Below are 14031 nucleotides of genomic sequence, written 5' to 3' on the forward strand. Positions count from 1 at the left end.
TCACAGGTATAGAGGCATGATTAATTGAATGTTATGCTTAATGCTTTATATCTATTTTCGAAGGTAAAGCATGTCAGCACCAGTTGGATTACCACAGTTTAGCCGTATTGATGTAACTCATTTTCAATCTCATCTTGATGCGATGCTAAAAAAGCATTTGCAACAAGTAGAACACTTACTCAAAGACAACCCTCATTATACTTGGGATAATTTAATGTATCCTTTAGATGACATGGATGATGAGCTCGAGCGCTTCTGGTCGCCTTTTTCACATTTGCACGGAGTAATGGACTCTCCTGCGTTGCGCAAATGTTATGATGCCTGTTTGCCCTTGCTTTCTGCTTACGAAACAGCAATGGGACATAATCATGAATTATATGAGGCCATTAAATCAATCGATAAACATACACTTAATCCCGTACAGCAAAAATTGATTGCAGACAATCTGCGTAATTTTGAATTATCCGGGGTTGCTCTTGATAAAGAGCACAAAAAGCGTTTTGAGGTCATCCAAACACGCCTGGACGAAATAACCAACCAATTTGAGCATAATATTCTGGATGCAACTCAAGCATTTACTTTACATCTAACTGATGCTACGCGCCTGGTAGGTTTACCGGAGCATGCATTAAATACAGCCAGAGAATTGGCTGTAGAGAAGGGCCTTGCAGGGTATGTACTTACCCTGGAATATCCTTGCTATTATGCGGTGATGACTCATGCTGAAGATCGTAGTTTACGGGAAGAAATGTATCATGCTTACATCACCAGGGCGTCAGATCAGGGGCCTAACGCTGGAACCTATGACAATACACCGTTGATTCAAGAAATCTTAGCGTTACGTCATGAAGAAGCACAGCTTTTAGGCTTCAATAATTTTGCGGAATTGTCTTTAGCGACAAAAATGGCCGAATCAACCAACCAGGTTATGGATTTTATGCAAGATTTAGTCAAACGAGCCCATAAACAAGGTGAAGATGAGTTCAAACAATTGGAGCAATTTGCCGCAGAGCAATTTAAGTTAAATAATGTAAAACCTTGGGACGTAGGGTATTTGACTGAAAAAAGAAGACAAGCGTTGTTTACATTGCCACAAGAAGATTTACGCCCTTATTTCCCTCAGCTGAAGGTGATGCAAGGTTTGTTCGAACTTGTCAAAAAACTTTATGGAATGTCTATTGAAGAAATCAAAGGTGCGGATGTATGGCATAAAGATGTACAATGTTATTGTATCGTTGATGAGCATAATAATGTACGCGGCTATATTTATACGGATTTGTTTTCCAGACCCAATAAACGCAGCGGTGCATGGATGGATTCATTACAAAGCCGTAGAAGATTGGACGATGGTACCGTACAACTTCCTATAGCAACTTTGACATGTAACTTTGCAAAGGCGGCAGCGAATAAGCCAGCACTGCTCTCTCATGAAGAAGTCATTACATTGTTCCATGAATTTGGCCATTGTCTTCATCATATTTTAACTCAAGTAGATTATTTAGGCGCTTCAGGGATTAATGGCGTAGAGTGGGATGCGGTTGAGTTACCCAGTCAATTTTTTGAAAACTGGTGTTGGGAGAAAAGTGGTTTAGCCGTTTTAACCGCCCACGTAGATACGGGTGAGTCACTTCCTGACTCTCTTTTCGAGCGTTTGATTGCTGCAAAGAATTTTCAATCAGCGATGGCCATGTTAAGGCAAATGGAGTTTTCTCTTTTTGATTTTCGCATCCATAAAGAATATGCTCCAACTCAGGCGTCACTTGTTAATGATATCTTAGCGGACGTACGCTCTAAGACTTGTGTCGTTCCTCTGGTTCCCTACAATCGTTTTCCGCAGAGCTTTAGCCATATATTTGCAGGTGGATATGCTGCGGGTTATTACAGTTATAGCTGGGCAGAGGTTTTATCCAGCGATGCCTTTTCTCGCTTTGAAGAAGAAGGTGTCTTAAATCCGCAAACGGGGCATGACTTTCTGCATCATATTTTAGAAGTAGGGAGCTCCAAAAAAGCAGCAGAAGCTTATAAAGAATTTAGGGGGCGTCCTGCGACGATAGATGCCTTATTACGTCATAATGGCATTCAAGGTTAAATAAATTTCCGGGTTAAGAAAAAATAACCCGGAAAGCGCTTTTGAAAGCAACGAAATTTGATGGCAGAAGGCTTATTTTTTAACATTTTATGGTATACTTAAATTGTAGGGGGGCGACCTGGCTTCGACGTGGGTTGCAAAACCAGAGGTGCATGCCGAGAATGAGGACTCTCGTAAATCAGACTCAACTAAATATAAATGCAAACGATGAAAACTTTGCTGGTGGGGAAGCTATTGCTGCCTAATAAGCACTTTAGATAAACCATCACTGTGTACTGGCCAATAAACCCAGTATCCCGTTCGACCGAGCCCGCTTATCGGTATCGAATCAACGGTCATAAGAGATAAGCTAGCGTCCTAATCCATCCCGTATTAAGGCGCGAAACTCAGGGAATCGCTGTGTAGTATCCTGCCCGTCGGAGAATGCACAGTTAAATCAAAAGACAAGGCTACGCATGTAGAGCTGAAGGCAGAGGATTTGCGGACGCGGGTTCGATTCCCGCCGCCTCCACCAATTATTTAGACCATTTCTGACTACCAAAGACCATGAGAAACCCTTATAAATCAAAGGATTAAAGCCAGTTTTCTCACTATTTAAGTTGTCTTTTGTGGTTTCCTATTGGCTCAAAAATCACCCAAAAAATGCCCAAAATTTTTGAAAAAGTACCCAATATCTGCCCAAAAATAATCTTTACTTATTTACTGGCGGCCATCTATTTTGAATTATTCTTCGATTATCTCTAAGTATTTCATTGAAATGAATAGATTTACCCTCTATAAGTTTACTCAATCATTTGAATTGCTTGTTGAATTGTTATGACTTGATGAATTGAATAAGTATATATATCCACATGTGTAATATGTTTATTTTGTGACAGTAAGCTACCAGATTTTTTTATACAGGTTATTTCATAGGAGGTCAGGATCTAACATTCTTATTCCTACTATCATTATAGATAAGAATTTTAAAGCACATCTTTTCTGCCAAAAAAATAATCATCATAAATGATTCTATTAAATAAACTATGCTTTATTAAATAAGAACAATTGATGGTGAATAACATGTGCTTTGATTTTATTAGCCATTTAAATTGTGCGGAATGGCTTCATTATACAAAGAGTTTTTTAACAATGCTGTTTTCGGCAATAGGGATTTATATTGCCTATCAAGGATTGAACACCTGGAAAAAACAACTTAAAGGAACAGATATTTATGATCTTGCTAAAAAAGTAGCATTACATGTTCTTGAATCTCAAGGATTAATCAAATCTATAAATAAAAATTTTTTAGAAGAAGGAAGTATTGGCGACCACAAGTACTATTTTCAACATTTAAATCATGTTAAAGATAAGCTTATAGAGAAAAAGTCTGAAATTTTACTATATTCAGGGCAATTAAAGATTATTTATAACAGCAACATAGAGGCAGAATTACAAGCTCTTTATAATTATATAGATACATTTCTAGAATATTTGCCTTATATTTCTTTAAAAAAAGCCGATCACGAAAAATTACATGAGGGTTATCAATTTTTTTATGAAACAGATTTTGCAGATTTAGATGCTGCAATTGATAAGGTAATAAAAGCAATAGGAAAAATAATTAATTAAAATAAAAAGTAATGTATTAAATATTCCTAATTATATCCCCTGATATTCTGTATTACTGCACCAATAATTTCTGCTTGCATACCATCACAAACTCTAATGTTAGGCCAATTATCATTTAAGGTTAAAAGCTCAAAATCTTCAGATGCATAAGATAATTTTTTATACTGACAAATAATCACCTCTGGCTTTTTATTAATTTTAACGGCCACATAATTTCCTGGGGTGGGCATAATGGCAGGATCAATTACTAAGACATCATTCACTCTGATTTCAGGCATCATACTGTCATCTGCTATTTTCAGTGCAAAGGCATTTGTACTTAATCCTGTCAATAATGCAGTACTCACGGAAATAAATACTATTTCAGGAGAACCCTCTAGTCTATTAATTGCGCGGATATAACGTGTTGCCTCACTCGCTTGTTTATAATCTAAAAGCGGAATTAATTGACTGGGGCTTTTTATTTCATTGAATTGCTTTTCATCGGATAAACACATCAAAAATGCAGGTGAAACATCTAACGCCTCTGCTAACTGTTTAATTTCTTCTGGTCCTGGTGTCCGTAGTCCTTGCTCCCAATTGGTCAGACGTGTTTGCTTAAGTCCTCCAGCTAGCTCTCCTAGTGCTTTGAGTGTTAAGCCTTTTATCTTTCGTGCTTCCAAAATACGCTTTCCAATTTCCTTTTTAATATTCAACTCAATTCACCTCAAAAATAAATATCAACCATTGAAATACCACTAATTGTGATATATTATGGCTTAATTAATCACTAAAAGTGATTTTATTGTTTTATATAATAAAGATATCACAATGTGAAAATAAAAACGAGGGATGGATAGGATCTATAACCATGATGGATTTTGTGATTAATAGGGATGAGTTATTAGGAATGAGTGGTTTACCTCATATACAGCAACTAGTTTATTTGAGAGGGATACGACCTTATATGGATGTTAAAACCGGAATAGTAGGTATTAAACGAGGCATTAGTTATCAGTCTCTTTCTGAAGAGTTATTCGTTGAGCCCCATCAGGGTATTAAAAGTCAAAGCTTTTCACGTGATCAAGTACGGCGTGCCGTTTCTGGACTGGTTCGCGCTGGTATAATTCAAATGCAATCTGAAGGCATGCAATTAATTTTAAAATGTAACTTAGCTTCACGGCATTTTTCTGTCCAAAATAAAGCCGCCATAAACCCGCCACAGAAAGCCACCATAAACCCGCACGTGGAATCCCTTGAAAATACTGGTTTATCTGGGTGTGAGCCATTAAAAGCCGACATAGTTGAACCTCAAAAAGCCGCCATACCTCATAAAGAGAATAATTATTATATTTATTTATTATCGCAATTCGAAAAATTTTGGTCGCTTTATCCAGAAAAAAAATCCAAACAAAAAGCTCAAGCAGCTTTTGAGCAATTAAATCCCAGTGCCTCGTTATATCGGCAACTCATGGAGGCTTTGCAACAACAAATTAATCATATCGAAGCTATGAAAGTAAGTGGACTATGGGTACCGCCTTGGAAATATCCCGCTAATTGGTTAGGTCAACGGTGCTGGGAAGATGAACTAATGGAAGTAACACAGGAGAAGAAGCATGAAAAACATCGGGACAATCATCAACATGAATCAACAAAAGATATGTTCTGGAACCCAGACGAAGAACATCATGAGCCAGAAAGAAACAATATTGTCTACTTCCACAAAAATTGATCACCAAAGCAAACTGATTGATCTCTTGTTTTCAAAGTTTGCGGCTTTTTATGGCCATTTATGGAGGAGCCAATTTAAGAGTGAAGGATTTTTAGAGTTTGCCAAAAGAGAATGGCAAGATGGATTAAGTGGGTTTAATGAACACATTATCAATAAAGCCATCATGCAATGTCGGGAATATTACGAATCACCTCCGTCATTGCCACAAATGATCGCCTGCTGTCGTGCAATTAAAAAGCGCAATAGCTTTTATGTAGTTCAAAAAGATCACGTTCAAGCTAAACAAGAAATAGTTTTAGCACAATTGACAAAATGCAAAGAAATTTTAAATCAAAAATAAGGAAGGAAAAGCATGTTGGTATTGGAGCGCAAAATTGGTCAAAAGGTAGTCCTTGATAATGGAGCAATTGAGGTGAAAGTACTTAAAACTAAGGGAAATTCAATTCGATTAGGTTTTAAAGCACCGCAAAATATGGAGATTAACCGAGAGGAGGTTTATTTGAGAAAAGTGTTGCAAGTCCCGGAATTTTTAAAAACCGTGCGTACGTAATGAGGAAGAAGGAAATGAGCATACAAAATAGATTCACAAGGAACATAAAAAGAGGTGTTAGCGTTTTAGGTTGTTTACTTCTTTCATCAAGCCTATGGGCTAACGATCTTTTATCCAAAGCACTGGAAGGTGATGTCAGAGACTCCTTAGGAAGTGGTTCGATGTTTTGGAAGGTCTTTATATTAGTAGACATTATTTTAGCTACGGCAATGGCGGTGAAAAGTAAAAACCCCATGGTTTTTGTCGGAGTGACTGCCGTGGCGTTTATTCCAGCATTTTTACTAAAAACATTTGTTTTTTGAGAGGAGGGGAGAGTGAGCAACATAGCGTATCAGTTTTTAAACCACATAGATGCACCAAAGCGGATACTGACCTTAACCGGAGATGAACTCTTTGTTGCAGTATTAGGATTTATGTTGCTCGTTATTGCTAACCAAAAAGTATTGGTGTCGTTATTAGCCTTGGGATTATTAAGCGGTTTGCGCTTCTTAAAAAAGGGAGAAGGGCCAAAATCATTGCTGGTTCTTGCCTATTGGTATTTGCCAAGTAGCCTGACGCAGTTCTTTTTACCCAAACTTCCACCATCTCACCATCGAATTTATGTTGCTTAAGGAGCGTCAAAATGGATTTTAAAAGTTATCAAAGTCGCTTAAGTCAAATCTCTGCCCGGTTTAATCTTATGGTGTGTCTTGTCTTTGGGCTGCTCTTATCCAATATAGTGTTAACGAGTTTTATTTATACTCTATGGAACCACCACCGTATTGAAATAACGCCTTTTTCAGGAAACTTAAGTTATCTCAAATCAGCATCCAGTGTGGACAGTCATTATTTAAGTTTAATGACGGAAAATTTTATTAATGAACGTTTGAACGTTAGTCCTGAAACGGTGGATGGAAATCACAAACGTTTGCTTTCCTTTGTGAACCATCAAAATTATCCCGAGATGCTAAGGCGTTTGACCCGTGAAGCCACAGTGATTAAAGCCAAAAACATGTCATCGACCTTCAACATCACGCACATTAAAACTGACCCCAACAAACTTACATCAATTGTATCGGGCACCTTGAAACGCTATGTGGGACTGCAAGCGTTAACTGAAGAACGTAAAACCTATCGATTGCAATTTCACTATCGAAACAGTCGCTTGTCCATCCTTAACTTTTCGCTGATGAAGGAGAACAAAGATGCATAACTCTTTAGGTATCGCTTTGGTATTAGCTTCCATGATGGCTCAAGCCTCCAGCAGTATTCCTGTTAAAAACAACAGTGATATTGCCTTGACCTTAAGCCAAAGTAATTACAATCGCATTGTGGTGAAGAACGATAAAATAATGGAGGCGGTGTTTCCTCCAAACAGCATGGCCGTCAAACGAGATGAGCACGATGGCTCTGTTTATGTGCTATTGGCTGCTCAAAATCCTTTTACTTTGTTTGTAACCACTGAAAAAGGAATCCATTTTTCAGTTACTTTAAATGGAGAAGAGTCTTTGGGTAAAACTATTGAATTGGTGCCCCAACACTCAATTGTAGCAAAAACAACGAAGCCACAATTGACCAATAAGAACATCACCAATAGTAAAGATGCGGTGCCCGAGGCGATTCTGGCGATGTTGACTCACATGGAACAACAAAAACCTTTTGCTGATGTCAAAGTAGTACGGCAATTTGGCAAAGCCCAACGCTGGGCAAAAGGCTTAACGCTCCTACCCAAGGAGTCTTGGGATAGCAAACTATTAAAAGGCGAGGTCATCGAACTTTATAATGGCGGGAAAGAGCCTTTAGAGTTAAACCAGGAGTGGTTTGCTAAAAAAGGAACTTTAGCGGTGAAATACTCCAAACCGATTCTTAAATCCGGTGAACGTGCCATGCTTTATCGCGTACAAGGGGTAAGCCATGGTTAATTGGCAATTAAATAAATTAATTAAAAGCAGTCAAATACGTGCCTTAATGGTCACAGGAAGTTGTTTTATTGTGATTGTTGCGCTGGTCCTTTTGTTGTTGACGCAAGGACATAAGAAAAAGCCAGAAGTATCGAAAAAGTCAGTGGACTTAACCGGTATTGTGGATGAGTCCTTTACGGAGGCGGCTGCGAATAATGCACTAACCGCCCAACAAACGGAATTGGAGTCGCTTAAAAAGCAAATCACCGAATTAACTCAGAATGTTAAAGCAATGGGCGAAGAACATCTTCGGCAACTCCAATCTCAAAAAGAAGAAATCAAAGCTCAATTAACTACGTTGGCTTCGGTAACTCAAAAGAATAACGAGAGCCTTGAACAACCTAATATGCCTGCCGAATTAAAAGAAGCGAAAAACCAACAACTTTGGCATCACCCCAATACGTATGCCATGAATACCATGATGGCTTCAGGCAACACCCTTGCTGATGCTATGCCTCGGATTAACACGGTTTCTTTTAGACCAAACAAGCGCCTCCATCGTACGCACCCCAATTCGTACTTAAATCCTACTCATTACGTCCCATCCAATACATCAATAAGGGCGGTGATTTTAGGCGGTGCTGATGCGGATGCCTCCGTGAATGGCCAATCAAAAAACAATGGGGTGATGCTCTTTAAGTTTTTAGAAGACGGCACACTCCCTAATGGCCAACGTTCCAGACTCAAAGGATGTCGGGTTAGTGCCAATTCCTATGGAGACATTTCCAGTGAGCGTGCCTTTGCAACTCTTTATCGCTTGTCGTGTGCGCATCCAGGTCAGCCCATTATTGATAAAGAAGTGACAGGTTGGGTATTTTTCAATGGCAAGGTAGGCATTAAGGGAAGACCTTTAATGCGGGATAATAAAGTAATGACTTGGGCAGGAGTAAGTGGCGCTTTATCCGGTATCGCCTCTGCTGCTCAATACGCTCAAAGTACGCAATTCATTGGGCCGTATGGTGGTACTTCGATGATTGCCTCAAGTCAAATTGCGCCCTTTGCTGCTTATGGTGGTGCTTCTAAAGCCGCTGATACGTTATCAGCTTATTACGTCAAACGTGCTGAACAATATCATCCTGTGATTCAAGTCGGTTCAGGGAATGTGGTCACTATAGTCTTTAAAGATGGGTTTTATTTAGAACCCGATGATTCCATGAGTCAGCATGCACTGAATCAAGCCAAAACACACGAAGAGACGCAAAATCTTATCGCTAAAGATACTGACAAACCCTCTGCAGAAATGAACTTTACTGTACCACCTGAAGTGTTAGGAACAATTGACCAAACAAATGCTTTAAGCAGCAATCAAATAGGAGGTATGTAATGACTGTACGTGATTTGATGTTCTTAACAGGCGCGCTTCTTACGCTTACCGGCTGCACCATGAACTCTAATTTCAGCTGTAATGCAACCGCAGGGGATAGCTGCTTGACTATTGAGCAAGTCGATGCCATGACCCGCTTTGCCGATGCCCCCCAACCGGTTGCTGCAACATCAAGAAGGATAAATGCAGAGAAAAACCTCTCCAAGCCTTCAGGACGATTGGTCCAACAAGCACCAGGCCAATCCTTATGGGTAGCAAAAACAGCGGAGGAACGCTCATGGGCTTAAATACAGCCAAGTGGCGCGATAAAACTCGGGAAATGCTTTATCGTATGAGCCATAAACTGGGGGAACAGGTCAGTATTAAACCTGATTCTTGCGTCACAACGCGAAAAGCGTTGGAATCTTTAGAGTTGGATTTACCCGCACTTTCTAAAATTCTTCCTTATGAAACCGTAACCGATGGCGATATTTTTGTAAATCGAGGCTCTTTAGGTTTTGGAATGATGCTTACACCCATGGCTGGAGCTGATGAATCTCTGATGAAATCTCTTGCGGAGACTTTTAAAAACAAACTGACTGGGGGTACGGATTGTACGGTGCTGCTCTACAAGCATCCTTGGCTTTCGCATTCTCTTTCGCAAAACTATGAACCCATTTTACAGCAAGGTGGTATTTATGCCGAATTGGCGAGACAAAGTCTTCAATACCATTTGAATGCCATTAAAAATGGCTATAAGAATGGCCGAAATGTTCCGGCGGGCCTAAGTGATTACTGCTGTTATCTTTTTATTTCACGACCCACACAACCTGGCGTGGAAGAACAAATAGAGCGCTTGCGCCATGATTTTGAATCGGAATTCAAAGTCGCAGGATTTAACTTGCAACGCTGTAATGTGCATCACTTTAAGATGCTGATGCGTGCGCTCGTTTCTCCTAATTTTAATGAATGTTCTTGGCCTTCAGTGGAAGAAAGAGGCCTAATGATTGGTGAATCCATTCCAAGCCCTACGACCGTATATGAAATAGGAGCCGATGCAATGGATGTGTCGCTTGCTGATGAAAAAGGACATCCTCAATACACCCGAATGGTCAACTGTGAACTTACGAGTTACCCTAATACCTTGTTCGGCCTCTGGCAAACCCCTGATTTGTTTGCCAATCTCTTTAAATCGGAACAGGGGATTGAATGCCCTTTTCTAATTTCATTTACGATTCGTGGAATGAATCAGGAAAAGATGAAGGCCAAAGCTAAAACTCGGGCAAAATCATTAAATGCGAATAACAACGCCATTCAAGCCTTTATTAATCCATCAATTAGTGATGAAGCTTCAGAGTGGCAGTTGGTGCATGAGCATGCTTCACGTGGCGAGCTGCATCTTTTAACCACATTTTACAACCTAATCCTTTATACCTCGAAGGAAAAGGAGCGCGAACAGGTTGCCAAAGCAATTGCAAGCTACAGGCAATTAGGCTTTACACTCACTCAAAGTCGTTGCAAGCAGTGGCTTCGATTCTTAGGAAGTCTTCCCTTTATGTTGACGGAAGGCCCTTTTTCAAGCCTTGAGCTTTTAGGCATGACCAAACAATTAAGCCATGGCAATGTAGCCAACCTTTTGCCGGTGGTGGCCGATTTTAAAGGCGCAAGGCAAGGTCTTATTGTGCCTACCTACCGCCATCAGTTGTTTTATTTAGATACCTTTGATGACCGAGCTTTACCGATTACCAATTTTAATCGTTTAACGGTTGCTAGTACGGGGGCTGGTAAATCCTTTTTTGAACAAGCACAAATTTTAGATGGTTTATCACGAGGGCAGCAGATTTTTGTGATTGATTTGGGTGGCTCCTACACGCATTTATGTAAATTGGTGGGGGGAAGTTATATTGATGTCGCAACATTAACTTTAAATCCATTTACTTTATTTGATTTTGAAGGGACAACCGAAATTAAGGGAGAAAACCTTAACGATTATATTCAAATTAGAGATTTGTTGGCGATTATGGCAAGTCCCAACGAAGCTTTGGGCGAAGTTCAAAAAGCGTGGCTATTGGATGCGGTACTTGCTACTTGGAACGTGTATGGCCGACATGCGCGTATGGATAACGTACTCGAAGCGCTGCGTCATTTATTACAAAAACCAGAGTCATTTAATGACCAACGACTCAAAGACTTACTGATTTTACTCGATAAATACGGCAGCTCAGGCATTTATGGCAAAATGTTTAACAGTGATACACCGCTGTTAAATGGCTCTAATTTTGTTGTATTGGAAATGGGGGCTTTAAAATCCAATCCTGAATTATTGACCATTGTTATGTTTGTGATGATTGTCATTATTCAGGGTCAGTTTTACCACTCGGATAGAAAACGTCAAAAACGTTGTGTGATTGATGAGGCTTGGCAGTTTTTAAAAGCAGGGGCTAATCCATTAACTGCAGGTTTTATTGAGCAGGGTTTTCGAACCGCACGAAAACATAACGGTGGCTTTGCTGTTATTACTCAAAATCTGTTAGACACCATGAATACCCTTCAGGGACAAGCCATTGCGGCAAGTAGTGATACCAAAATAATCATGCGCCAAGGGGATTTTAAAAAGTATGTTCAACAACACCCAGACCATTTTACTGAGTTAGAGGCAACCCTAATTGAATCTTTTGGGGAGGCCAAAATGCAGGGTTTTTCCAATTTAATGCTCCAGTTTGGCAACGTCAGTACCTTTCATCGCTATTTTTGCGACCCTTTTTCAAGAGTGTTGTTTTCCACCTCAGGTGATGAGGTCAGCGAGATTGAGTCGTTGATGGAACAGGGGGTATCTCTGGCGCAAGCAGTTGAAACCGTAGCTCATCACTATTATGGAGAAGTGTGATGCGAGTTACTTCACTGGCTTTAGGACCTTCTTTTTTAGCGTTTCTTTTGGGCGTTTTATTTTATGGTGCACAACCGAAACAAAGTATTGTCCTTTTTAATCAAGAGGCACTTCAAGGTCAATTCATTCGCCAATTAGCAGAACATCATGCAACCGCCATGCAAGTCGAACAGGCCACGCAACACTTTCATCAATCCATAAAAAAGATATTAGCGCAATATTCTAAAGACCATCAGGCGGTCATTTTGAATCAAAAATATGTGTTTGAAGGCGGTAACGACATTACCGAGGAAGTTGCTTTGAAATTAAGTGGCCTCATGAGGAGCAAAACATGAAAATTTTATGCTCCTTAGTACTCCTGGTAGTGTGTTGTAGCCAAGGCTTCACCAAATCTTTTGGCGTGATTGGTGAGATATTTCCAGTCGTAGAAAAAAGCTTTTTAGTGCTGATTGAAGAGCGTTTACACGCATTAACTTTAAGTGGGGAGTTGGATGCATTAAACCAGAAATGGCTTCATACAGTGGTCAACCATACTAACAGACCTAGCGCATTAAGTTTGGAGCGTACCAGCCAAACCATCAGTCATTACTACACATCAGAAATCACTTTAAGTCAGGATATCACTGATTATAAAGGTAAGATTCTTTACCCAAAGGGAACTTATATCAATGCCCTGGAGTATATGCCAGCGTATAACCCTTGTTGGTTGTTTTTCAATGCGGATGACGAAGCACAGATTCGTTGGGCGCAGATACAAAAGAATAACTGTTCTAGTCCCAAATTTATTTTGACTGGAGGGGCAATCAAGATTGCTGAAAAGAGTCTAAATGCCGTGATTTATTTTGATCAGGAAGGACGCATTACAAGCAAGCTTAATATTATTCATGTGCCAGCTCGAGTCACACGCAAAGCGAATCATCTTTTTATTGTTGAAGAGGCGATTAAGGAGAATGGTAATGCGCTCTAAGACAGTCTTTATGATTACCTTTTTTATTTTTTCTTGTGCTGGATTTGGTAAGCAGTGCAGCGGACATTTTGTTAACCCCATTACCGATGTATGTTGGCGCTGTCTTTTTCCCTTATCAATTGGAAATATTAAAGTGGTTCATTCATCTTTGCCTGATACTGAAAATGCATCGAACCCTATTGGTGTATGTCCAGGACCTACAGGACTTCGCGTAGGATTAAATATTGGTTTTTGGGAGCCCATGGCACTCACCGATGTCACCGACACCCCTTATTGTTTGGTTAATCTTGGTGGTACTCGATTAAATTTAGGCTTAAAGCAGGGTAGGGGCGGCCGCCAGGTGGTTGGTACTGGCCAGCAGCGCGCGTTTTTTCATGTACATTGGTATAAATACCCGCTGATTCATTGGCTAAACCTCATTACTTCAGTGGGTTGTATGCAAGGCGGGGATTTTGATATTGCTTATCTTACCGAACTTGACCCCACCTGGCAGGATTCAGAAATGAGTTTTGTATTAAGCCCCGAATCGGTCTTATTTGGTAATCCAGTAGCGGCTTCTGCTTGTGCGGCCGATGCATTGTCCTCAACGTTGACTAAAAAACCATTAGATAGCCTTTTTTGGTGTGCCGGAGCTCAAGGCACTCATTACCCGATGACAGGTCATGTGAATGCACCTCTGTCTCCAGTACAAACCGCACTGCTGTTAACCGAGCGAATGAACTACAAAATGCATCGTGAATTTTTGCTCTCAGATTCCAGCCCTAAAAGCGGGGCCATTTGCAAAGAGCATCATTATTCAGTTACCCCTAAATCTCGCTACCGCTATGAGCTCGTCAATCAGGTGGCCGATGGCAAACATTGCTATCCAGGTGGTTTAACTACCTTAGCTTGGGAAGCCGGAAAAATTAAACCCCACACCCCTGACCAATACGGATTTTTGGTTTGGCGTAAACGCTCATGCACTTTTTTATAA

17 protein-coding genes and 1 other RNA gene are annotated in these 14031 nt (G+C 40.1%); 16 read left to right on the forward strand and 2 right to left on the reverse strand.

The window, feature by feature from the left end; translation table 11 throughout:
• The first annotated feature begins 70 nt into the window (after nt 1-70).
• Complete coding sequence (locus EKG34_RS05515) at nt 71-2089, forward strand: M3 family metallopeptidase (protein WP_003634251.1); 2019 nt, start codon at nt 71-73, stop codon at nt 2087-2089.
• Nucleotides 2090-2198: 109 nt separating this feature from the next.
• Nucleotides 2199-2603: a transfer-messenger RNA gene (ssrA, locus tag EKG34_RS05520) on the forward strand.
• Nucleotides 2604-2871: 268 nt separating this feature from the next.
• Here the strand turns inward: ssrA and EKG34_RS18960 are convergent.
• Nucleotides 2872-3015, reverse strand: a complete 144-nt coding sequence (locus tag EKG34_RS18960; RefSeq protein WP_125461295.1) for a DUF3892 domain-containing protein — start codon at nt 3013-3015, stop codon at nt 2872-2874.
• A 136-nt stretch (nt 3016-3151) separates the two neighbouring features.
• On the opposite strand from EKG34_RS18960, the gene EKG34_RS05530 reads away from it, so the two are divergent.
• Nucleotides 3152-3700: a hypothetical protein gene (locus tag EKG34_RS05530; RefSeq protein WP_080619860.1), complete on the forward strand. Its 549-nt coding sequence runs from the start codon at nt 3152-3154 to the stop codon at nt 3698-3700.
• Nucleotides 3701-3726: 26 nt separating this feature from the next.
• Here the strand turns inward: EKG34_RS05530 and EKG34_RS05535 are convergent, their stop codons facing one another.
• The gene (locus tag EKG34_RS05535; protein ID WP_080619861.1) at nt 3727-4395 is read right to left on the reverse strand and encodes a helix-turn-helix domain-containing protein; all 669 of its coding nucleotides are present in this window, start codon (nt 4393-4395) and stop codon (nt 3727-3729) included.
• Between the two features lie 155 nt (nt 4396-4550).
• On the opposite strand from EKG34_RS05535, the gene EKG34_RS05540 reads away from it, so the two are divergent.
• From EKG34_RS05540 to traU, 13 genes are read left to right on the forward strand one after another with little or no spacing between them, the layout of a single operon-like run.
• On the forward strand, nt 4551-5411 hold the full coding sequence (locus EKG34_RS05540; RefSeq protein WP_080619862.1) for a Vir protein: 861 nt from the start codon (nt 4551-4553) through the stop codon (nt 5409-5411).
• A complete protein-coding gene (locus tag EKG34_RS05545; protein ID WP_223800076.1) occupies nt 5368-5751 on the forward strand; it encodes a Vir protein in 384 nt (127 codons plus the stop codon). The genes EKG34_RS05540 and EKG34_RS05545 overlap by 44 nt, the downstream gene beginning before the upstream one ends.
• A gap of 12 nt (nt 5752-5763) precedes the next feature.
• Nucleotides 5764-5961 (forward strand): carbon storage regulator, encoded by a 198-nt coding sequence (locus EKG34_RS05550; protein ID WP_080619864.1) that lies wholly within the window; start codon nt 5764-5766, stop codon nt 5959-5961.
• 14 nt (nt 5962-5975) lie between these two features.
• Entirely contained in the window at nt 5976-6263 is a 288-nt protein-coding gene (locus tag EKG34_RS05555; protein ID WP_080619980.1) for a hypothetical protein, read from the forward strand.
• A 12-nt stretch (nt 6264-6275) separates the two neighbouring features.
• Nucleotides 6276-6572: a type IV conjugative transfer system protein TraL gene (traL, locus tag EKG34_RS05560; protein WP_080619865.1), complete on the forward strand. Its 297-nt coding sequence runs from the start codon at nt 6276-6278 to the stop codon at nt 6570-6572.
• Nucleotides 6573-6583: 11 nt separating this feature from the next.
• Nucleotides 6584-7153 (forward strand): type IV conjugative transfer system protein TraE, encoded by a 570-nt coding sequence (gene traE, locus EKG34_RS05565; RefSeq protein WP_080619866.1) that lies wholly within the window; start codon nt 6584-6586, stop codon nt 7151-7153.
• On the forward strand, nt 7146-7862 hold the full coding sequence (gene traK / locus EKG34_RS05570) for a type-F conjugative transfer system secretin TraK (protein WP_058466434.1): 717 nt from the start codon (nt 7146-7148) through the stop codon (nt 7860-7862). The genes traE and traK overlap by 8 nt, the downstream gene beginning before the upstream one ends.
• A complete protein-coding gene (locus tag EKG34_RS05575) occupies nt 7855-9225 on the forward strand; it encodes a TraB/TrbI/VirB10 family type IV secretion system protein (RefSeq protein ID WP_080619867.1) in 1371 nt (456 codons plus the stop codon). The genes traK and EKG34_RS05575 overlap by 8 nt, the downstream gene beginning before the upstream one ends.
• On the forward strand, nt 9225-9512 hold the full coding sequence (locus EKG34_RS05580; RefSeq protein WP_058466432.1) for a TraV family lipoprotein: 288 nt from the start codon (nt 9225-9227) through the stop codon (nt 9510-9512). Before EKG34_RS05575 ends, EKG34_RS05580 begins: the two co-directional genes overlap by 1 nt.
• The gene (gene traC, locus EKG34_RS05585; RefSeq protein WP_080619868.1) at nt 9503-12091 is read left to right on the forward strand and encodes a type IV secretion system protein TraC; all 2589 of its coding nucleotides are present in this window, start codon (nt 9503-9505) and stop codon (nt 12089-12091) included. The genes EKG34_RS05580 and traC overlap by 10 nt, the downstream gene beginning before the upstream one ends.
• The gene (locus EKG34_RS05590; protein ID WP_058466430.1) at nt 12091-12426 is read left to right on the forward strand and encodes a TrbI F-type domain-containing protein; all 336 of its coding nucleotides are present in this window, start codon (nt 12091-12093) and stop codon (nt 12424-12426) included. Before traC ends, EKG34_RS05590 begins: the two co-directional genes overlap by 1 nt.
• On the forward strand, nt 12423-13058 hold the full coding sequence (traW, locus tag EKG34_RS05595) for a type-F conjugative transfer system protein TraW (RefSeq protein WP_058466429.1): 636 nt from the start codon (nt 12423-12425) through the stop codon (nt 13056-13058). Before EKG34_RS05590 ends, traW begins: the two co-directional genes overlap by 4 nt.
• Nucleotides 13048-14031 (forward strand): conjugal transfer pilus assembly protein TraU, encoded by a 984-nt coding sequence (gene traU / locus EKG34_RS05600; RefSeq protein ID WP_080619869.1) that lies wholly within the window; start codon nt 13048-13050, stop codon nt 14029-14031. Before traW ends, traU begins: the two co-directional genes overlap by 11 nt.

The sequence above is a fragment of the Legionella longbeachae genome (assembly GCF_004283175.1).
GTDB classification, from domain to species: domain Bacteria; phylum Pseudomonadota; class Gammaproteobacteria; order Legionellales; family Legionellaceae; genus Legionella; species Legionella longbeachae.